At 29.6% G+C, this 23,061-nt stretch carries 17 protein-coding genes; 14 read left to right on the top strand and 3 right to left on the bottom strand.

All coding sequences use genetic code 11. The features are described 5' to 3' along the window. The first annotated feature begins 10 nt into the window (after window positions 1-10). The 7 genes from WG951_RS01605 to WG951_RS01575 all read left to right on the top strand — a co-directional run bounded on the left by WG951_RS01605 (window position 11) and on the right by WG951_RS01575 (window position 8,185). The gene (locus tag WG951_RS01605; RefSeq protein WP_105048472.1) at window positions 11-1,072 is read left to right on the top strand and encodes an acyl-CoA reductase; all 1,062 of its coding nucleotides are present in this window, start codon (window positions 11-13) and stop codon (window positions 1,070-1,072) included. Window positions 1,073-1,180: 108 nt separating this feature from the next. Continuing rightward, the gene (serC, locus tag WG951_RS01600) at window positions 1,181-2,245 is read left to right on the top strand and encodes a 3-phosphoserine/phosphohydroxythreonine transaminase (protein ID WP_105048471.1); all 1,065 of its coding nucleotides are present in this window, start codon (window positions 1,181-1,183) and stop codon (window positions 2,243-2,245) included. Between the two features lie 79 nt (window positions 2,246-2,324). After that, a complete protein-coding gene (locus tag WG951_RS01595; RefSeq protein ID WP_105048470.1) occupies window positions 2,325-3,278 on the top strand; it encodes a D-2-hydroxyacid dehydrogenase in 954 nt (317 codons plus the stop codon). A 140-nt stretch (window positions 3,279-3,418) separates the two neighbouring features. Further along, on the top strand, window positions 3,419-4,090 hold the full coding sequence (locus WG951_RS01590; RefSeq protein ID WP_105048469.1) for a YggS family pyridoxal phosphate-dependent enzyme: 672 nt from the start codon (window positions 3,419-3,421) through the stop codon (window positions 4,088-4,090). Between the two features lie 23 nt (window positions 4,091-4,113). Beyond that, complete coding sequence (locus WG951_RS01585; protein WP_105048468.1) at window positions 4,114-5,193, top strand: exonuclease domain-containing protein; 1,080 nt, start codon at window positions 4,114-4,116, stop codon at window positions 5,191-5,193. Continuing rightward, entirely contained in the window at window positions 5,194-7,146 is a 1,953-nt protein-coding gene (locus tag WG951_RS01580; RefSeq protein WP_105048467.1) for a transglutaminase domain-containing protein, read from the top strand. A gap of 262 nt (window positions 7,147-7,408) precedes the next feature. Continuing rightward, window positions 7,409-8,185 carry a YoaK family protein gene (locus WG951_RS01575; protein ID WP_105048466.1) on the top strand — a complete coding sequence of 259 codons (777 nt, stop codon included), beginning with the start codon at window positions 7,409-7,411 and terminating at the stop codon, window positions 8,183-8,185. Window positions 8,186-8,241: 56 nt separating this feature from the next. Here WG951_RS01575 and WG951_RS01570 read toward each other — a convergent pair whose 3' ends face one another. Next, a complete protein-coding gene (locus WG951_RS01570) occupies window positions 8,242-10,470 on the bottom strand; it encodes a TonB-dependent receptor (protein ID WP_105048465.1) in 2,229 nt (742 codons plus the stop codon). A 394-nt stretch (window positions 10,471-10,864) separates the two neighbouring features. Between WG951_RS01570 and WG951_RS01565 the strand changes: the two genes are divergently transcribed. From WG951_RS01565 to WG951_RS01550, 4 genes are all read left to right on the top strand, one after another. Continuing rightward, window positions 10,865-11,692 (top strand): ion transporter, encoded by an 828-nt coding sequence (locus WG951_RS01565; RefSeq protein ID WP_105048464.1) that lies wholly within the window; start codon window positions 10,865-10,867, stop codon window positions 11,690-11,692. After that, window positions 11,693-12,616: a tRNA (adenosine(37)-N6)-dimethylallyltransferase MiaA gene (miaA, locus tag WG951_RS01560; RefSeq protein ID WP_105048463.1), complete on the top strand. Its 924-nt coding sequence runs from the start codon at window positions 11,693-11,695 to the stop codon at window positions 12,614-12,616. A gap of 54 nt (window positions 12,617-12,670) precedes the next feature. Continuing rightward, window positions 12,671-13,192, top strand: a complete 522-nt coding sequence (locus WG951_RS01555; RefSeq protein WP_105048462.1) for an OmpH family outer membrane protein — start codon at window positions 12,671-12,673, stop codon at window positions 13,190-13,192. 331 nt (window positions 13,193-13,523) lie between these two features. Next, entirely contained in the window at window positions 13,524-15,074 is a 1,551-nt protein-coding gene (locus WG951_RS01550) for a hypothetical protein (protein WP_105048461.1), read from the top strand. 112 nt (window positions 15,075-15,186) lie between these two features. Here the strand turns inward: WG951_RS01550 and msrA are convergent, their stop codons facing one another. Continuing rightward, window positions 15,187-15,840: a peptide-methionine (S)-S-oxide reductase MsrA gene (msrA, locus tag WG951_RS01545; protein WP_105048460.1), complete on the bottom strand. Its 654-nt coding sequence runs from the start codon at window positions 15,838-15,840 to the stop codon at window positions 15,187-15,189. A 314-nt stretch (window positions 15,841-16,154) separates the two neighbouring features. Here msrA and dnaX point away from each other — a divergent pair, with 314 nt between their 5' ends. After that, the gene (gene dnaX / locus WG951_RS01540; RefSeq protein ID WP_105048459.1) at window positions 16,155-17,843 is read left to right on the top strand and encodes a DNA polymerase III subunit gamma/tau; all 1,689 of its coding nucleotides are present in this window, start codon (window positions 16,155-16,157) and stop codon (window positions 17,841-17,843) included. A gap of 222 nt (window positions 17,844-18,065) precedes the next feature. On the opposite strand, the gene WG951_RS01535 is transcribed toward dnaX, so the two are convergent. Next, entirely contained in the window at window positions 18,066-19,907 is a 1,842-nt protein-coding gene (locus WG951_RS01535; protein WP_105048458.1) for a cation:proton antiporter, read from the bottom strand. Between the two features lie 126 nt (window positions 19,908-20,033). On the opposite strand from WG951_RS01535, the gene WG951_RS01530 reads away from it, so the two are divergent. Both WG951_RS01530 and WG951_RS01525 read left to right on the top strand, forming a co-directional pair. Further along, window positions 20,034-20,867, top strand: a complete 834-nt coding sequence (locus WG951_RS01530; protein ID WP_105048457.1) for a universal stress protein — start codon at window positions 20,034-20,036, stop codon at window positions 20,865-20,867. After that, window positions 20,868-23,057, top strand: a complete 2,190-nt coding sequence (locus WG951_RS01525; RefSeq protein ID WP_105048456.1) for a SulP family inorganic anion transporter — start codon at window positions 20,868-20,870, stop codon at window positions 23,055-23,057. The last annotated feature ends 4 nt before the right edge of the window (window positions 23,058-23,061 follow it).

The raw sequence follows: 23,061 nt of genomic DNA, 5'->3' as shown, positions 1-23,061 counted from the left end.
ACCAAAATAAATGAAGAGTATTCAAAACAGAATTACTGCATTCGCAAAATTAGGCGACTTTTTACGACAGTTTTCTATCGATAATATAAAAAAAATCGATAGTATTGAACATAATGAAATATTTTTTGATGGCTTTTTACATCAAATTAAATTAGCGCAAGAAAATAACTCTTGGTTTACAAAAGAAAATATTCGACTTACTTTTGAGTCTTGGAGTAAAGCGCTAACAGAAAGCAATTTAACACACTTTTCTAAAGATGTTAAACTAAACAACAATCCATCTAAAAAAGTTGCCATTATTATGGCGGGTAACGTTCCTTTGGTTGGGTTTCACGATTTTTTATCCGTATTAATTTCGGGACATGAGGTATTGGTAAAACAATCTTCTAACGACAAGCATTTATTACCCTTTTTAGCCAAGTATTTAGAGTATGTTGATCCTAATTTTAAAGGTAAAATTACTTTTACAGAAGAAAAACTAACAGATTTTGATGCCGTAATTGCTACAGGAAGCGATAATACAGCGCGTTATTTTGAATATTATTTTAAAAATAAACCAAATATTATAAGAAAGAGCAGAAACTCTGTGGCTGTGATTACCGGAAAAGAAACAGAAGAAGATTTTATTAAATTATCTGACGATGTTTTTCATTATTTTGGGTTAGGTTGTAGATCGGTTTCTAAATTATACGTACCAAAAGATTATAATTTTGATGCTTTCTTTACAGGAATGTATGCTAAGAAAGACATGATTAATAATGCCAAATACGCTAATAATTACGATTATAACAAAGCCGTATATTTAATGAGTTTGTTCGATTTATTAGAAAACGGTTTTCTAATGATTAAGGAAGATGAAAGCTACGCCTCCCCTATTGCAACCGTCTTTTACGAATATTATGATAACGAAATAGATTTAAAAATAAAATTACATCAAGATAGAGAAAAGATTCAATGTATTGTTGCCAAAGACTTTATAGAAAATGAAGTTGCTTTTGGGCAAACACAATACCCTAAGCTAACAGATTATGCAGATGGTGTAAATACATTAGAATTTTTATCAACCATTTAACCCTCGCAAAGAGATTTTAAAATTAATCGCGAAGACCCTAAGTTTTTCGCAAAGTTCGCAAAGTGTTACAGCTTTGAATCTAAAATATTAAACATTGAACTTAAGAGTATGAAAAAACATAATTTTAGTGCAGGTCCTTGTATTTTACCACAAGAAGTGTTGCAAAAAGCATCAGAAGCAATTTTAAATTTTAATGATGATAATTTATCATTAATAGAAATTTCTCACAGAAGCAAACCTTTTGTAGAAGTAATAGAAAAAGCGCGTTCTTTAGCTTTAGAGTTGTTAGGATTAGAAAATAAAGGATATCAAGCCTTGTTTTTACAAGGTGGTGCAAGTTTAGAATTTTTAATGGTTGCTTATAATTTATTAAATAAAAAAGCAGCATATTTAAATACGGGTACTTGGGCAGACAAAGCTATTAAAGAAGCTAAAGCTTTTGGTGAGGTTGTTGAAGTAGGTTCTTCTAAAGACAAAGGATATAATTATATACCTAAAGGATATACGATTCCTGAAGATGTAGATTATTTTCACTGTACAAGTAACAATACCGTTGCCGGAACACAAATGAAAAACTTTCCGGAAACCAATGTTTCTTTGGTTTGTGATATGAGTTCAGATATTTTTTCTCGTCAATTAGATTTTGAAAAATTCGACTTAATTTATGCGGGTGCTCAAAAAAATATGGGTCCTGCCGGAGCAACTTTAGTTATTATTAAAGAAGATATTTTAGGCAAAGTAGAAAGACACATTCCTTCTATGCTAAACTATCAAATTCATATAGACAAAGACAGCATGTTTAATACACCTTCTGTATTTGCCGTGTACGTATCTATGTTAACATTGCAATGGTTAAAAGATTTAGGCGGAATTAAATTTATTGAAGAGGTAAACAATAAAAAAGCAGCTCTTTTATACAATGAAATTGATAGAAATCCTTTGTTTAAAGGAGTTGTAGAAAAAGAAGATAGAAGTAACATGAATGCTACTTTTGTTTTAACGGATGAATCTTTAACCGAAAAGTTTAATAAAATGTGGGCAGATGCAGGAATTAGCGGTATAAACGGTCATAGAAGTGTTGGTGGTTATAGAGCTAGTATGTACAACGCTTTACCTTTATATAGCGTGCAAGCTTTGGTAGATGTTATGCAAGCTCTAGAAAAAAAGGCTTAAAGTTTTAAATTTAATATTCAAAATTTTGAGTATTAATAAACTTTGAACTATAAATTTTAAATTTTGAACATATTTAAGAATGAAGATATTAGCAAATGATGGAATTTCTAAAGGCGGAATTAACGCTTTAGAAAAAGCAGGTTTTGAAGTACTAAACATAAAAGTAGCTCAAAATCAGTTAGAAAATTATATCAATGAAAACAATATTGATGCAATTTTAGTAAGAAGCGCTACACAAGTAAGACAAGAATTAATAGAGGCTTGCCCTAGTTTAAAGTTAATAGGACGTGGTGGTGTTGGCTTAGATAATATTGATGTAGATTACGCAGAAGACAATGGATTGCAAGTAATTAACACTCCTGCAGCATCCTCTGAATCTGTTGCTGAATTAGTTTTTGCTCACCTTTTTGGGATGGTACGTTTTTTACATTCGTCAAATAGAGAAATGCCTTTAGAGGGTGATTCTCGTTTTAAAGAATTAAAAAAAGCCTATTCTGAAGGTATAGAGTTAAGAGGAAAAACGATTGGTATTATTGGTTTTGGACGCATTGGACAAGAAGTTGCCAAAATTGCTATTGGTATTGGTATGAATGTTTTGGCTACCGACGATAAGGTAACCAGCGCACCTATTACATTAGAGTTTTTTAACGGTCAAAAAACTACTTTTGTTATTGATACTGTAGATAAAGAAGAACTTTTAAAAGAGTCTGATTTTATTACATTACATACCCCAGATCAAGAAGATTATATTATTTCTGCATCAGAAATTGAAAAAATGAAAGATGGAGTTGGTATTATAAATACGGCAAGAGGAGGAATTTTACACGAAGTAGATTTAGTAAAAGCAATTGAAAGCGGTAAAGTACAATTTGCAGGTTTAGATGTTTTTGAAACAGAACCATCACCCGCTGTACAACTGTTAATGAATCCAGAAATTTCTTTAACGCCACACATTGGTGCAGCAACCAAAGAAGCACAAGATAGAATTGGTGTAGAATTGGCACATCAAATTATAGCTTTATTGAAAAATTAATTTTATAAATTAAAAACTTCTCGATACAATTTTTCGAAAAATAAAACTGCACAAAGTAACATTTAAGAATATGTTGGTTAGAGTGAGTTTTGAGAAACAAAAATTTGTATCGAGAATTACTTTTAAAAAAGATTCAATACATGATTAAAGAAAACCTATTAGCAATAAAAAAATCAATTCCAGAAACGGTAACCTTAGTTGCTGTTTCTAAAACAAAACCAATAGAAGACCTAAAGGAAGCTTACGCTGCTGGTCAACGCATTTTTGGGGAGAATAAAATTCAGGAAATGGTTGATAAATATGATGCTTTACCAAAAGACATACAATGGCACATGATTGGTCATTTGCAAAGTAACAAGGTAAAATACATGGCACATTTTGTAGATTTAATTCATGGAGTAGATAAATTTTCAACATTAAAAGAAATAAACAAACAAGCAAAAAAACATAACAGAGTTATTAATTGTTTGTTACAAGTAAAAATAGCCAAAGAAGAAACCAAATTTGGACTTTCTTTTGATGAAATTGAAGAAATTTTATCATCAGAAGAATTCGCTACATTAGAAAATATAAAAATTATTGGTTTTATGGGAATGGCAACATTTACAGACAATCAACAACAATTAAAAGAAGAATTTTCATCACTAAAATCCTTTTTCGATATCAAAAAAACACAAATTAGTGCTATAAACTGTAACTTAAAAACATTGTCTATGGGAATGAGCGGAGATTATTTGTTAGCAATAGAAAATGGTAGTACTATGGTAAGAGTTGGTAGCTCTATATTTGGTCATAGAAATTATAATGCGTAATTTTATCGTTAAAGAAGAAGACTTTGTACGCAATTTTAGATATAGAAACTACAGGAGGTAAATTTAATGAAGAAGGCATCACAGAAATTGCTATCTACAAATTTGATGGTCATACCACAGTAGACCAATTTATTAGCCTGGTAAATCCAGAAAAACCCATTCAAGAATTTGTTGTAAAATTAACGGGCATCAATAATAAAATGCTTAAAAATGCACCCAAATTTTATGAGGTTGCAAAACGGATTATAGAAATTACTTCAGATTGTATTTTGGTTGCTCATAATACCACATTCGATTACAGAATTTTAAGTACAGAATTTGATCGATTAGGTTATGATTTTAATAGAAATACTTTGTGTACTGTAGAATTAAGTCAGAAATTAATTTTAGACCAACCCTCTTACAGTTTAGGTAAACTAATACGTTCTTTAGGCATACCAATGACAGACAGACATAGAGCGTCTGGAGATGCTTTGGCAACTGTACAATTATTTAAATTACTTTTAGAAAAAGACACCAACAAAACCATTATACAAAGTTCTATAAAATATTTTGACAGAAGAAATCAGAAACAAAAACTAAGAACTTTAATAGAGGAAATACCTACTATACAAGGTGTTTTTTACATCCATGACAAAGAAGGAAAAGTTATTTATTTAGGAAAAGGAAAAAACATTAAAGCAGAAGTAAACAATCTCTTTTTAAAAGAAACAAGAAGGGCCATTAAAATTCAAGAAAGAGCACAAACAATTTCTTTTGATAAAACGGGTAATGAACTATTTACACGTTTAAAACACTCGATAGAATTAGAAACATTATTACCAAAATTTAATTTTAGAAAGAAACAAAAAACAACAACTCAGAACTTTAATAATGATAATTTTATCATTCTAGAAAAAGGTAGAGAACCAGAAGAAAATGCCATCATTTTAATAGAAAATAATGAAGTTTATGGATATGGGTATACAAATCTAAATTATCAAGAAAACCAATTAGATATTTTAAAAGCAGTTTTAACTCCTATCGAAAATAAATTACAAGCTAAAACTATTATTAAAAATTACATCAATAAATATAAAGTACAGAAAATTATACGCTTGTAAATGAAAAAGATTACCCTATTACTAGTACTCTCACTCCTATCAAACACATTAACTGCACAAAAAAGTAAATCAACTAAATTGGGTCAAACCACTTTAGACGAATTAAAAATGACGGTTTACGATAAAGATTCTACAGCAACTGCCGTGGTTTTATATGAACATGCAAATAGATATCCCGATAGAGAAAATGATGAAATACCAAGAACTGATTATTACTTTAGAATTAAAATATTAGACAAATCTTCTTTTGACTTAGCTAACATTACTGTTAATTTATATAAAAAACAAAAAATTGAAAATATAAGCGCCATTACCTATAATATTACAGAAAAAGGCACAATGAACACCACTTATCTTTCTGACAAAGATATTTTTACAACCAAAGAACGAGATACTTGGACGGTTAAAAAGTTTACATTACCTAATATAAAAGAAGGTAGCATTATAGAATACAAATACAGCGTTTTATCTCCTTACCTAGGTATTAATGATTGGTATTTTCAGTCTGATATACCAAAAGTAAAAAGTGAATTTGATGCATCCATTTTAGGAAATTACACATACAACATAAGAATTATTGGCTATTTAAAATTAGATAAAGACGAACCATCTGTAGACAAAAAATGCGTTATTATTGATGGTCTTGGAGAAGGTGCCTGTGCAATTTATTCTTATGGAATGAATAATATCCCTGCTTTTAAGGAAGAGGATTATATGCTAAGTAAAAAGAATTATATTTCAAGAATTTCTTTCGATTTAAAATCAAATACGGGCTATGATGGAGTTACCACAGACTTAACCACAACTTGGAAAAAAGCAGATAAAGCGCTGCAATCTCATTTCTTTAACAATCAAACTTCCAAAAAAAGTTTTTTTAAAAAATATATTCCTGAAGAAATTTTAACAACAGAAAACACCTTAGAAAGAGCTAAAAAAGTGTACCGCTTTATTTCGAATCATTTTACATGGAATGATAATTATTGGACCAATGAAGACGCCAAAGTAAAAAATGCATTTCAAGAAAAAACGGGTGATGTTGGTGAAATAAATATTTCTTTATACAATAGTTTAAAAGCAGCAAACATAGATGCTAATTTAGTAGTTCTATCTACCAGAAATAATGGTGTACCTACAAAACTATTTCCTGTTATTTACGATTATAATTATGTAATTGTACAAGCAGTTATTGATGGAAAATACTATTATTTAGACGCTACAGAAAAATATATTCCATTTGGTCAGGTTCCTGTTAGAACGCTAAATGGCGAAGCAAGAGTTATTAATTATAAAGATAAAAGCTTTTGGGTAACGCTAAAACCTAAAAATCAATCCGCTATAAATATTTCAGCTAAACTTACTTTAGATGAAGAAGGTGCATTTTTAGGGTATTTAAGAATAAGAAGAGACGGCTATTTTGCTTCTAAACAAAGAAAAAAGATTTCTTTAAAAAGCGAAGAAAATTACTTAGAAGATTTTGAAGCAAAAAATGAAAACATAGAAATAGAAGATTATAAAGTTAAAAACTTAGATGCTTTAGATAAAAGTTTAGAAGAAGACTTTACCATACGATTAGAAATGAATGAAAGTTTAGGTAATAAAATAAGAATTAATCCTTTTCTTTTTAATAGAATAAAACAAAATCCTTTTCAATTAAAAGACAGATACTACCCCGTAGATTTTGGATACTCTAGAAGAGATAATTATTATTTAACTTTAGAAATACCAACAGACTATAAAATCATAAAACTACCAAAAGACAAGGCTATATCATTACCTAATAATGGAGGTAACTTTATTGTTAAAACTATACAAAAAGGAAATAATATAAATATTTTAACTAGATTAAACATTGCTAAAAAATATTATTCGGTAAACGACTACTATGCCTTAAAAGAATTTTACAAGCAAATTATTATTTCTGAAAGCGATTATATCATCCTAGAAAAAAAATAAAATAATTAGCTATATTTTAGAAATAACAGGTTGCACTAAATAACACTCTTTTATATTAACAATTTTGTACTATTTAAAACACTTTATAAGCATTTGTCAGATATTTTGTATTTGCAAATAGGTATACTGTTTACCAATATTCTCATCCAAAAAAACTAACTTTGCCGCCTATTTTAAAATTCTGAATTCGGTTGCCTTTTCTTGTCTTGTTATAGGTTAGAATGCTACTTGCAATTTATAAATCAGAATAAATAATAAGCGAATGTTTAGACATCAAGGTAAAAGCAGAACGGTAAAACATAATTTAAGAATTGCAACAATTCTTTCTTTTGTAGCAGGTATGGTAAACGTTACAGGTTACCTTGCTTTTAAACAATTAACCACAAATGTAACAGGTCATTTTGCTTTATTTATTTATGATTTAGCTAATTTTAATTTTTGGAAAGGAACCATCTACTTTCTTTATATTTTCTCTTTTCTATTTGGTTCTTTTTTATCAAGTTTTTTAATAGAATTTTTTAGCGAAACTAAAAGGCTCAATGTTTTTGTATTACCAACCTTAATAGAATGTATTGTTTTAATTACAATAGGTATTATAAGTGATTTTATAGAAATGAGGTATGTAAATTTACTAATTTGTTTACTCCTTTTTGCCATGGGATTACAAAACTCTTTTGTAACCAAAATTTCTAATGCAGTAGTAAGAACAACACATTTAACAGGACTCTTTACCGATTTAGGTATCGATCTTTCTTTATTATGTTTTCCTAAATTAGAATCAAAAAGAAAAGAACTAAAAACCAATATTAAACTTCGTGTTTTTATTATTATATTCTTTTTTTCTGGTGGATTAACGGCTGGATTCTTTTATTCTAAATTAGATTTAAAATTAAATTCTTTAATTTTTGCAGCTCTTATTTTAATCGTTAGTCTATTTTTTGATGATTTTAGGTATCAAGTAATAAAAAGAAGAAGAAAATTTACTCAAAAAAAGACCGCCAAAAAAGCAAAAATTCACTTGCTAAAACACAATCAATAAAAAATGTCTATCACATTGCTGTAATAGACATTTATCTAACTAAAACTTTTTTTTATTTAAAAGGCATATGTAATGGTTGCTTTTGCAAAAAACGGAGTTCCTGGTGTAAAGTGAATTTCTTCTACAGATTCCGTTTCATTTTGTAATCTACTTTCTGTTGCAAACTGAGTTTCATTCCATGCTACATCAAAAATATTTTCTATCGCTACACCAAACGTGATATTTTTCATTTTATAGTTGATGTTAAAATCACTTACAAAATAACCATCTGCAACAATAGAATTATCTTCATTTGCAGGTCTATCATCTATAAAACGATAACGTAAACCGCCAGAAAAGTTCCCCAGATTAGAGAATGATAATCCTCCAGACATTGTAAAATCTGGCGATAAAGGAATATAATCTTCCCCAGAAATATTTTCTAAGCTTCTTGCTTTTGTAGCTGTTAAATCTGTATCTAAATACAACCAATCTGTAAATTGATATCTCAATCCAAAATCAAAACCAAATCTTTCTGATTTACCAGAAGGTTCTATCACACCAGCATCACCAACATAAACCAATTCTTCTTCAGATAACAAATACCAAACCGCCGTGTTTAACACTAAGTTTTTAGTCGGTTTCCATATATTACCAAAATCTGCACCGTAAGCTCTTGGTAAAATTTTATCTGTTTCTTGTTGTAAAATTACTCTTGCATCGTTAGAATGAAACCCAATTCCTGATTTTAAATACCATTGTAAATTATCTTTTTGTGTATATAAAAAATTTAATTTAGGACTTACAATTGCTTCCGATTTTGACAGCGTTGTATAAGTTGGATTTAAACGATCATTGTATAAAAACTTAAAATAATCTAAACGTACAGATGGTGATATTTTAAATTTACCAACTTCAAAATCAGCATTAAAAAAAGCGTACATATTTGTTTGTTTTACACTACCTAACTGAATTTGCTCTAACGTTTCTGACCTGTTTTTTGTGTGAGATAACTCAATATCATTTATTAAATCGTAACGTAACCCTACTCCTTTTGTATACGTAGCTTCTACGTTTCCGTAATTTACAATATTAGATAACTGTACATTCATTCCAAAAATATCTCTATCTTCAAATTGTTTAATTTGATCTCCATTTAAAGCATCCTCTAAAAAGAAAGTAAAGTTAGAATACAACTCGAAATTATAATGAGAGTAAAATGCATTTGCTTTTAATAAAGAAGCATCATCTAAGGTTTTATTTAACTCAATGTTAAAATTTGTTCTAGAAGTAAAACCTCCTTCGGTATCATCTATAGCGCCAAATCTGTTAATACTTCCGTTTGCTACTGCTCTTTCTGGTATTTGTCCAGAAGCATCCCAACTACTTGTAAAATGAGACGCAGTTAAAGAAATTCTGTCTGTATCATTTATAAAAGCGTTGTATTTACCAAAAATATTAACTCTATTAAAGTTTTGTGGCGACTCAAAAGCACCATCTGTTTCTATATACTCTACAGCAACATACGCATTTTGATCTTTCTTAGTATCTAACAAATTAAACATCCCTAAAGTTCTTAGAGAGTTAAAATCTCCAAAACCTACTGAAACCGAATTGTTATTTATGGCCTTTTTGGTAGAAAAATCTACATAACCAGCAGTATTAAAATCGCCCGTATTTGCATAATATGGTCCTTTACCAAAATTAATTTTCTGAATCGTTTCTGGAATTAGAAAATGCAAATCGCTATATCCTTGTCCGTGTGCATGAGAAACCATATTAATTGGCATTCCGTCTACAGAAAGAGAAATATCTGTACCATGATCGATATCGAAACCTCTTAAAAATATTTGCTCTGCTTTCCCTCCACCTGCATGCTGACCAATAATTAATCCTGGAACTTTTCTTAAAATTTCTTGAGAAGAATTTACCGGATTTAACTCTAAATCTACTTTTGTAATGGTTTCTAAAGCATTAATCTCTTTACGTAACACCAATTCATCTAACTGAAATATTTTAGAAACTAAGGCTATTGTAATTCCGTTTTCTATATCGGTTTTAGTAATAGTAATTTCTTTTTTCTCAAAACCTAAAAGACCAATTTCTAAAATATCATCAGCTACCGTATTTTCTAGAATAAAACTTCCGTTTTCATTAGTGTGTGTATGTGTGTTTTTTATCGAATTGTAGATATATACATTCTCTATAGGTTGTTTAAAATCATCTACAACACGCCCTTTTAAATGTTGAGCAAAAGATTGTAAACAAAGTGTAATTGTAAAAAAAAGTATTAGCTTTTGTTTCATTTTTATAATTTTTGCGCGAATTTAAATATTTTTAACCTCTTTTTATGTTAATTAACCTAATTCATATAAAGTACCTAATCATTCATTTTTTTAACCTTCTAGCAACTCTAATTACTCATTTGCTTTTAAAACACAAACCGCTACTATATGAAATTGATAATCGTTGCGATAACGGTTGCTATTAAAAATTTTACTGTTTTCATGCTATGAGTTTTTAAGTTTATTTTTAATTGAATCTCGTAGATAATTACAAGGATAAAGTAGTTTTGGTTTTAAAAAAGTTTGTTTTTTTTCATTATTTTTAAAACCCCTTGTAAACAAAGAGAAAAACAGTAGAAATAAAATGCTATATCAGTAAATATTTGTAGTATTGTAAAAGAAATTTATATAAAAATTGAATTCAACCGATAAGAAACCTTCTTGGAAACACAGACTCCATGAAATTATTTATGAAGCAGACACTAAAGAAGGGAAACTTTTTGATGTAATATTATTAGTTGCCATCATTGCTAGTATTTTATTGGTAATGCTAGAAAGTATCGAAAGTTTTGATGCCAAATATCATACCTATTTAAATATTTCTGAATGGATTATTACCATTCTATTTTCTGTAGAATATATATTAAGAGTTGTTGCCATCAACAAACCTTTTAAGTATATTTTTAGTTTCTATGGTATTATAGATTTTCTATCTACCATACCAAAATACTTATCGCTTGTAATTATAGGCTCTCATCATTTTGCTGCACTAAGAGCATTGCGCTTACTTAGAGTTTTTAGAATTTTAAAATTAGCAAGATATGTTGGTGCTTCTAATAAACTATTACTCGCTTTAAAAGCAAGTAAAGCAAAAATATCTGTCTTTTTATTTTTTGTAGTTATTTTGTGCATCATTTTAGGTACCATTATGTATATGGTAGAAGGTGCAGAAAATGGTTTTACAAGCATTCCTAGAAGTGTGTATTGGGCAATTGTTACTTTAACAACAGTAGGTTTTGGAGACATTGCTCCTCAAACACCTTTTGGGCAATTAATTGCTAGCATTATTATGATTTTAGGGTATGGTATTATTGCTATTCCTACAGGAATTGTAAGTTCTGAAATGACTAAAAATAACGACAATAACCTACATACCAACACACAAGCTTGCCCAAATTGCGGAAAAGAAAACCATAAAGATGGCGCAGAATTTTGTTATAACTGTGGTAGTAAATTAAACTAAATGACTTCTAATAATTTTTTAATTACCATTGTAGGTCCCACTGCAATAGGTAAAACAGCATTAAGTATTCAATTGGCTAATCATTTTAAAAGTGATATTATTTCTTGTGATTCTAGACAGTTTTACAAAGAAATGACCATTGGTACTGCTGTACCAGAAGCACATGAATTGGCGGCCGCAAAACATCACTTTATACAAAACAGAAGTATTTTTGAAGATTATAATGTGGGCTCTTTTGAAAGAGATACGCTTGCTAAGTTAGACGACTTATTTAAAGAAAATCCAATTCAGGTTATGGTTGGTGGATCTGGCTTGTATGTAGATGCCGTTTTAAAAGGATTGGATTATTTTCCAGAAGTAGATCCTAAAATAAGAGAAGCATTAACTCTACAATTAGAAAAAGAAGGTGTAGAAGTTCTTCAAGAACAGTTAAAAGAGTTAGATTTAGAAACCTATAATGTTATAGAACTGCAAAACCCAAAAAGAGTAATGAGGGCTTTAGAAGTTTGCATTGGTTCTGGCATTCCCTATTCTACTTTTAAAAACAAACCCAAAGCACCTAGAAATTTTACTTCTATTAAAATAGGATTAGACGCAGACAGAGAAATTATTTATAACAGAATAAATATGCGTGTAGACATTATGATAGAAAACGGCTTATTAGATGAGGCAAAAACATTATACCCTCATAAAACCTTAAATGCTCTACAAACGGTAGGTTATAGAGAATTGTTCTCTTATTTTGATGGTGATTTTACCAAAGAGTTTGCTATCTCCGAAATTAAAAAAAACACCCGAAGGTTTGCAAAACGACAAGGTACTTGGTTTAAGAGAGATAAAAATACCTTATGGTTTGATTACCAAACCGACATAAATACTATTATTGCTGAAATTTCTGATAAAATTAACATATCAAAACTATAAAAACTTTTGTAATTCACTCACTTTTATATCTTTGTTCCACAAAAAATCTAAAACATGAAATCAAAAATTATATTTATTGCTATTGCTTTGTTAAGCACCATTTCTATTGCACAATCTAAAGTAGGTACAGTAGATAGCGAATATATTTTAAGCCTAATGCCAGAAACTAAAATTGTATTACAAAGATCTCAAAATTACGGAGCAAAATTAGATTCTTCTTTTAATATTAAAGTAAAAACTTATCAAACCAAAGTAGATGCTTTTAAAAAAAATGAAAAAACACTCGGAGAACTTGCTAAACAAGCAGAATACAAAGAACTAGCTGCAATGGAAGCTGATATTCAAAAATATCAACAAAACGGAAACAAGCTAATGCAATTAAAGCAAGAAGAGTTAATGCGCCCTTTATATAAAAAATTAAGTGATGCCATTGCTACCGTTGCCAAATCTGGTAAATACACACAAGTTTTAACGGTTTCTGGTAACGAATTTGCTTACATAGATAACAATTTTGATATTACAAAATTAGTATTAAACAATTTAGGAATAGTAGCACCAACCGAAACTGAAGAATAAATTTTAATCAAAATATATTTTAAGAAGCCTCACTTTTTTGTGAGGCTTTTTTTTGTTTTCATTTTAAAATAAAATGACGTAACCTAACTTTATCAAAAAAAACAGTAAAATGAATAAACTTCTTTTAATAAAACTACACTAAAAAAATACTTTTAAACCTCTCATCAGAAAAAACAAATAAGTAACTAAAAGGAAAAATTATAGCAAATAAAAAACGAGGGTTTCTACGTGTTGATTGATACGTTAAAAAGAAACTAAGTTTACATAACTCTTTTTAAGTATAAAAAAGAGCACAACTTTATATTAAAAACTAACCTAAACCCTAAAACTTATGAGAAATTATTTTATGTATGCAAGTCTAGCATTATTGTTATTTGCATGTAGCCCTGCAAAAAAAAAGGAAGATAAAAAGATACTAACTTACACACCAATTACAGCAGTACCAATGCCAACTACATTGGTTTCTGGTCAAAAATTTCCTACAGATTCTACAACCATTAATAATTGGATAAAAAACAGTACTGTAATTGATAATCTAGAAACAAACACCAATATTATTACACATGGTTGGGATATTTGGGATGCATTAACAGCATATACCAATCAAGATAATAATGGTCAAAAATTAAGAAGATTCGAAACTTGGTATACTCCAGGAGATATTAAAACAGCGTTAAATGCTCAAAAAAAGAATAGTGCTTTTAAACTAGAAGATATAAATAGATCTCACACAGGTCATTTAGTTATCCCACATCAAAACATACATGGAGACCAAGTAAAAAGTGCCGATGTTGTTGGTTTTGTTAAATGTAATCCTACTTCTGCAGCACATATTTACAACAATCAATTGTATTATTTTGAAGTTTTAAAAAGTATGATAAAACCAGGAAAAATAGTAAACATTCCTGCTTTCCCAGCTTCAACAGTGTTGATAAAACCTGTTTTTCAGGTATTAACAGATACTATAACCGTAAAAATTGCTCCCGGAAAATATAGGCTTCCTACATGGCCAGGGTACCATAATCAAATACCAATGGATTCTGTAATCGCTCACGGATTTGGTCCTGAATCTTGGAAAAACGATATAACAATTACCACTACCGGAACAACAGATGCTGTAAATAAAGTGTTTTCTATTAACGAATTTATTCACTTTAAATTAAATAAAGAACAAGCAGAAGAATTAAAAGGAACCAATTTTGTTACTGGTGGAACTCCCAAAGCAGGACAATATGCAATATTGGTGGGTATGCATGTAAATACAAGAGAAAATAGAAGATGGACATGGCAAACTTTTTGGTGGTCAGAAAATCCTACCGCACCACAAAGTCCAAGTTCATCAATCATTGCTAATAAGCAACCTGCTAGTTTAGATATTGCAGCAAAACATTATGCAATGTCGGTAGCTTATAATATGATTAGTCCTGCACAACCTTACACTAACGGTACCAATGCAATTACAACTAATGAACCTATAAAAGAATCTATTTATGCTTTTAACCCTTATTTAGAAGCAGGTTTTAATGCAGCTACATTTGATGTTGCTCCTAAACCTAATCATAAAAATCAAAGTAATTCTGGCGGTAACGATAGTATTATAAAATATTATAGCGAAGGTTATCAGAAAATTGGTGCCTTTAGGAAATCAGAAAAAATATATGTGGGTGGTAAATTAAATAAAGTAGGTATAGAAACAAATTGCATGAGCTGTCATGGGCAAGCAAGGTTGTATAATGTAGCTCAAATAAAAGATGCTTTTCAATATTATATTACAGACCAATACACCGCTTTAGATGCTCCTTATTATAAAAACACCGTTGTGTTGGATTTTGCATGGAGTATTCAAGGAAATTTAATTTATAGAGATTCTATTAATAAATAAAAATAATTTCTTTACAAAAAAAAGGTTTGTAACTCTATTGTTACAAACCTTTTTTTATTAAACTATAATTGTACATTATTTTTTAATTTAAAAGAATCAAATTAACCAATACTTAATGCACATCATCTTTTAAAAGTTGAGGAAATTTCTTTTTAAATTTATTTAATCTAGGCACAGAAACCGCTTTAACATATCCTTGGTTAGGGTTTCTACGTTCAAAATCTTGATGATATTCTTCTGCTTTGTAAAACTTTTTAAACTTTGTAACTTCCGTTGCTATTTTTCCATTATAGACATCTTTATTTAATTGATTAATAGCCTTTTCTATAATTTGTTTTTCAGCATCTGTTTTATAAAAAGCGATAGACCTGTACTGCGAACCGTAATCTGGATGTTGTCCGTTTTTAGTAGTTGGATCTTGAGAACCAAAAAACACGGTTACCAAAGTTTTAAAAGAAACTTTATCGGGGTTATAATATACAGCAACCGTTTCTGCATGACCTGTTTTTCCTGTACCAATACTTCTATAACTTGGGTTTAGTGTAGTACCACCAGCATACCCAGAAACAGCCTCTTCTACTCCATTTACACTTTCAAAAATAGCCTCAACACACCAAAAACATCCACTAGCAAAATAAGCAACTTTAGTATTTTGGTTGGCAATATATGTGGCTTTAGGTTGTGTTTCTTTTTTATTAGTAAAACCAAAACAAGAAATTAATAATAGAGAGAAACTTATAATAGTAATAGACTTTAAAATATTCATTGTATAAATAATTATAATTGTTAAAAGAAAATTGCACAGAAAATAGTGGGCCTATTTTTAGTACAATTTTCCGAACTTTAATTTAATATAATAATAACCATTTTTATAGTCGTAACAAAATTCAACTATTTACAATATGTTTACAACTTTAGCATTTAATTAAGAAACCTACTTGTAAAAAAAGAAGTAGATACCTATTTTTGTTACTTTATTTAATAAAAACAAACTTGTCTCCTTGAGCACAGTCAAAAAGTTTATTTATAGTTTTCAACTGCGCTCGAACAGACATTAATCATATAAATACAAATCAATACATGGAGCATTTTATAGTTTCTGCGCGTAAATATCGTCCTCAAAACTTTGCGGATGTTGTTGGGCAACAAGCCATTACAAACACGTTAGAAAAGGCTATAAAAAATAATCACTTAGCGCAAGCCCTATTATTTACAGGTCCGCGTGGAGTTGGTAAAACTTCTTGTGCAAGAATATTGGCTAAAAACATCAATCAACAAGATGCAGAAGTTGCTGCAGATGAAGATTTTGCTTTTAATATTTTTGAATTAGATGCTGCTTCTAACAACTCTGTAGATGATATTAGAAGTTTAACAGAGCAAGTTCGTATACCGCCACAAACAGGTAAATACAAAGTATATATTATAGATGAGGTACACATGTTATCTCAGGCAGCTTTTAATGCTTTTTTAAAGACATTAGAAGAACCACCTGCACATGCTATTTTTATTTTAGCAACCACAGAAAAACATAAAATTATTCCAACAATTTTATCTCGTTGTCAAATTTTCGATTTTAAACGAATTGGTGTTTTAGATGCTAAAAATTATCTAAAAGTAATTTGTGAAAAAGAAAATATTACAGCAGACGATGATGCTTTGCATATTATCGCCCAAAAGGCGGATGGCGCAATGCGTGATGCTTTGTCTATTTTTGATAGAGTTATTAGTTTTTCTGGAAGTAATTTAACAAGAGAAGCCGTTACAGAAAACCTAAATGTATTAGACTACGAAACGTATTTTAATATGACAGATTTAATGCTAACAAACAAAATACCTGAGGTGTTAAATGCTTTTAATGTGGTGTTAAGTAAAGGTTTTGAGGGGCATCACTTTATAAACGGATTAGCAAGTCATTTTAGAGATTTATTAGTAGCCAAAGACAAAGCCACTTTAGAGTTGTTAGAGGTTGGAGATGCTGCTAAAAAGAAATATTTAGAACAAGCCACAAAAGCTAGTATTCCGTTTTTAATGCAATCTATAGAAAAAGCAAATCAATGCGATTTAAATTATAGAGCAAGTAAAAATCAGCGACTGCTGGTAGAATTAACCATTATGCAAATTGCCTCTATCACTTTTGATGGAGAAAAAAAAAAGTCAGCTAACTACATAATTCCTGCTACCTTTTTTCAAGCACTTTCTCCTGCAGTAAAAGAAATTGTAAAACCGATACAGAAAAAAACGGCAATTGAGCAACCACAAAAGGTAGAAACACCTAAACCCAAATTAGCTAAACCTATTTTAAAATCTGCTGGCAGAAGGGTTTCTTCTTTATCTCTAAAAAGTATCCACGAGAAAAAAGTTATAAAAAAAATAGCTGTAGAAGAAAACTTCGACAATCACCCAAAAGATCCTTTTACAGAAGAAACTTTACAAAATCTTTGGAGAGAATATGTTGCCTTATTGATCAAAAAAGGAGAACGAAGTATGGCATCTATTGTAGGTACCGATGTACCCAAATTAGGTAAAGACTTTAAAATTTCTTTTATGGTACCTAACAAGTTAATGGAAGATCAATTTAAAAAAGGAAGAGCTAAATTGATAAATTTCTTAAGAGCTAAACTTAATAATTACGGAATTAGTCTTACGGTTATTTTGAATGAAACCATAGAAAAAAAGTTTGCTTATACTCCACAAGAAAAATACAAGAAAATGAGAGAAATAAATCCTCTTTTAGATAAATTACGCCAAACTTTTGAATTAGATATGTAGCCTTTATTTTACTTATTTCATCGAAACGCCAAGAAAATAAATAATATTATAAAGATTTTTAAAGTTCTAAAGGAAAACACATAAATACTACCAACTATCTTTTTAGATTAGTAATATCCATGCATATTTCTTAATTAAAATCTAAAAGATTCCATCAATTTAAGACTGTAAAAGACGATTATAATTTTAACCTAAAACATTTAAGGTTTAAGCTGTTTTTTATTAATGTGAATTTAAATTGTCTTGTACATTTTTACCCAAATACACCAACGTGCAATTATCTTTGGTCAGTTTTTCTTTTTCAAATTCTGATATTAAATATAATTTATGATCTTTCTTAACAAATAAAAGTACCGATTTTAGTTCATTAAATAATTTAGAAAGCATAGTATCGTATTCTTCTTCCGTTTTAATTTCTACTTCGTATATTTTAGGATTATCCCTAAAAGCCTCACTTAAATTGATATAATCATCTTTTGGTGTAAAGAAACTACTTTGTTCTTCAATACTTACATCTGTTTTTAAAATCTCTTCCGAAGTAGCCAATCTATACGCTCCTTGCTCTCCAAAATCTTTGGCAAAACTATTTACAGCAAACTTATTTACATCTTCACTCCCCGTCATTGCAATTAAATAACCAACGTCATTTAACTCAATATTATCAGACAGAACCTCATTATAAATATCAATTCTAAAAGCTTCTAAATCTGCTTTTAATGCTTTTTTAATATAATCTTTATTAGAATCTATTAAAATAACACGTTTCCCTTTATCCTTTAAATATTTAGCAATTAATCTTGCAGGACTAGATGCTCCAACAAATAAAATAGATTCAGAACTTTTAAGAAAAACTCCCACCATTTTTGCAAATAATCGTGCCGTAGTTGCATTAAATAAAACGGTTCCTAAAACAATCATAAAAACCAAAGGAGTAATATACTCTGCTCCTTCTACACCTTGTTTCATTAACTTACTACCAAATAATGAAGCAATACCTGCAGCTACAATTCCACGTGGTCCAACCCAACTTATAAATAGCTTTTCATTAAACTTTAAATTAGAATTTCTAGTACTTGCAAAAACCGCTAAAGGTCTAATTACAAAAACTACAATGGCAAAAAGGGCTGCTGTTTTCCAGGTATACAATAAAAGTAAATCTTCTATATTGATGTTTGCCGCTAACAAAATAAACAAAATAGAAATTAACAAAACACTTAACGACTCTTTAAAATAAAGCAATTCTTTTAAGTTACTTAATTTACCATTTCCTAAAACCATTCCCATTACTACTACTGCTAATAACCCAGATTCATGTGCAAAAAGTTCTGACTCTACAAAAACCAATAAAACAGTAGACAACGAAACTACATTTAGTAAATAATGCGGAATTAATTTTTTATTAATTGCATAGGCAAGTGCATGCGCAAACGTAAATCCAAAAGTAGTACCAAAAAGTAAAATTTTACCAAACTCCATTAAAGCCGTTTTTGTAAAACCACTACCACCATCTACACTAATAAATTCGAAAACTAAAACGGCAACCAAAGCACCAATAGGATCTATTAAAATTCCTTCCCATTTTAAAACTGTAGAAATATCTTTTTTTAATGGAATGTTTCTTAAAATTGGAGTAATTACCGTTGGTCCTGTTACAATTATTAACCCAGAGAAGAGAAAACAAAGCTCCCATCCTAAATTAAAAATATAATGCGCAACAATACCAGCACCAAAAAAAGTAATTGCAGAACCAAGTGTAATTAATTTGGTTATTACAGGGCCTACATTTTTTATTTCATTTCTTTTTAAAGTTAACCCTCCTTCAAAAAGTATAATACTAATGGCTAAAGACACAAAATAGTACAAACTTTCTCCAGGAAAAAGTCCTTTTTCACCATTCCAAATAGGTTCTATCCATTTGGTACCATCTTCACTCAAAAATTCTGCAGCAATAGGTCCTACCAAAAGACCTATTAAAATTAAAGGTAAAATAGCAGGAATCTTAAATTTCCAAGCCACCCATTGTGCTAATATTCCTAAAATAATTATTCCGGCTAATTCTAACATATTTTAACGATTCTATTAAATGTAAATTTAAGAATGTTTAGGTATCATAAAAATAAAAATATAGTTTTTTTCTTTCTTATAAAGTTTACTATATTGTGCCTATAAGTAAACCTTTAAACATCTTTTTTGCAAAATATTCATAAAATTCTAATTGGTATTGCATTTTCCCCAAATTTAAAAGCAAATATATTTGAAGCCGTAAGACTAGCTAATATGTTTAATGCTGAATTAGTTGGGGTTCATGTAGGTGCAAAATCACAACAAAAAAAAACAGACTTAACAGCGCTTTTGTCTGCTGCAGATCCTTTAAAAAAATCCTTTAAAGCTATTTGGAAAGAAGGCAATCCGGTAGATATAATTATAGACACCTGTGCTACAGAGCAAATAAGCTTACTCATTTTAGGAGCATTGCAAAAAGAAAACCTCTTAAAATACTATGTAGGTTCTATTGCCAGAAAAATTACAAGAAAAGCTCCTTGCTCTGTTTTACTATTGATAAAACCCTCAATTACAAGAGTTCCATGCAATCATATTGTGGTAAATGGATTAAAAGATGACAGAACAGAAGAAACTATTAAAACAGCTTTCCTTTTTGCCAAACATATAAAATGTAGTAAAATTACCATTGTAGAAGAAGTAAGTCAGAATGAACTAAAAGTAAAAGTAAGTGATGATAAAACATTAAGACAATCTACCATAAAAAAAGAAAGGTTAAAAACAAGAGAAGACCAACGTGTAAAAACCATCTTAAAAGACATCAATTGTAATGATATTACCATAAACACACAAAGTATTTTTGGTAAAAGAGGCTATTCTATAGGCCATTATGCAAAAGTAAAAAGAGCCGATTTACTAATTATGAACGCACCAAATAAACTTGGTTTTTTAGATAGAATTTTTCCTCATGATCTTGAGTATATTTTATCTCAACTACCAACCGATGTTTTAATTGTTAAATAAATGCCGAAAAAAAATACTTTTAAAACGTTTCTTAGTGATATTCCTCAAAACCTTTTTTCTGGTTTTGTGGTTTCTTTAATTGCACTTCCTTTAGGTTTAGGATTGGCTTTAGCTTCTGGTGCTCCACCAATTTCTGGTGTTATTGCTGCCGTTATTGGCGGTATTGTAGTTTCTATAATTGGAGGCTCTAACGTAACTATTACAGGGCCTGGAAATGGTTTGGTAGTTGTTATTTTAGGCGCCATTACTACTTTGGGTGAAGGAGACATGCATCAAGGTTTTTTATACACACTTGCGGCCGTTGTAATTTCTGGTGTTATTATGATTCTTCTTGGTTTTCTAAGAATGGGGTCTTTGGGTGATTTTTTTCCGGCCTCTGCCATACAAGGGATGTTGGCTGCCATTGGAATAGGAATTTTTGCAAAGCAAATTCATGTAATGCTTGGTAATTTAGATGCAAAAGGAAGCATTATAGAACTTTTAATTCAGGTACCAGAAGGTATTTTAAATTTGATAAAAACAGACAATTCGAGCATGTTTTATGCAGGATTGGTAGGTATTGGTAGCTTATTAATTATGATTTTTTATGGAAAAATAAGAAATAGGTACTTAAGACTAATTCCGGCACCTATGTGGATTGTAGTTTTAAGTGTAGGTATGTATTATTATTACGACCTAGTTTCTATAGCAGATTACCCAATTGATAAAAGTTTATTAATAGCATTGCCAAATGATGTACTTTCTAATTTTGCTTTTCCAGATTTTGGTAAAATAACCCATGCAAGTTTTATAAATGTGGTGATATCCATTACGTTAATTGCCAGTATAGAAAGTTTACTAAGTATTAAAGCTGTTGATAAATTAGATCCATTAAAAAGACGATCTAATGTAAATAAAGACATACGTGCTTTGGGTTTAGCCACTGTTATTAGTGGTTTTTTAGGCGGATTAAATGTAGTTGCCGTTATTGCAAGAAGTTCTGTAAATGTAAATAATAAAGGAACAAATAGGTCTTCAAACTTTTTTCATGCTACCTTTTTAATTGCTTTTATTTTATTATTTGCTACCGAATTACGTAAAATTCCTTTACCTGCATTGGCTGCTATTTTAGTTTTTACAGGGTATAAACTAGCATCTCCAGACAATATAAAAAAGGTTTTTAGTATTGGTTCTGAACAGTTAATTATTTTTCTAATCACCTTATTTACAACTATTTTAACAAGTTTAATTACAGGAATTGTTGTAGGTATTTTAAGCACTTTTATTATTCATGTAATCATCAATAAAAATATCTTTTTATTCTTAAAAAATGTTTTAAAACCAAATGTTTTAATGTTTAAAGAAGATGATAAGTATTATGTAAGCGTAAAGAATTTTTCTAGCTTTTTAAATTATACAAAACTAAAAACCAAATTAGACCAAATTCCGGAATCTGAAGAAGCTATTATCGATTTTTCTTTGTGTGATTTTGTAGATCATTCTGTAATGGAAAACATGAGTAATTACACAGCATCCTTTCACAGAAAAGGTGGGCATTTTGAAGTAATTGGTTTAGACGATTCTAAATCTGGAAGTGAACATCCGTTTGCACTGCGAAAATCTTTACCTGCAAAAAGCAGCACTAAAGTAAATGTTTTAACTAAAAGACAAAAAAACATACAGTTAATTAGTGAAACAATGCATTGGAAATATTATGCAAACTCACCATTAGAAATGCAAGAGTTACCAACTTTTGGATATTTTAAAACACGCCATATAGATAAAGTTTCTAATGTACTTTCTAATGAAGATTGTACCATTTTTGATGTTCATTTTACAGAAGGTGCAATGATTGCTAAACAAGTGATTAAAACAACCATGTTACATATTCATCCTTTAAAACAGGTACCTAACTTTACATTAGATAGAGAAGGTTTGTTTGAATATCTTTTAGAATTTGCAGGTTATAAGGATATTGACATTGATAACCATCCGGATTTTAGTAAACGTTTTTATTTAGCAGGAAAAAATGAAGAAAAAATTAGAACCTTTTTTACAGATGAATTAATTTTGTTCTTTGAAAGCAATAAACAATATCATATTTCTGCTACCGAAAAAGGACTTTTAATATTTGGTAACGAACGATTAGCGAGTGTTAAAGAAATTAAAGCCCTAGCTTATTTTGGTATGGGGTTACAAAAAACAATATAATTAA

The organism is Polaribacter butkevichii (assembly GCF_038024105.1).
Lineage (GTDB): Bacteria > Bacteroidota > Bacteroidia > Flavobacteriales > Flavobacteriaceae > Polaribacter > Polaribacter butkevichii.
The sequence above is the reverse complement of the archived record's forward strand: the minus strand, read 5'-3'. Positions and strand labels throughout refer to the sequence as shown.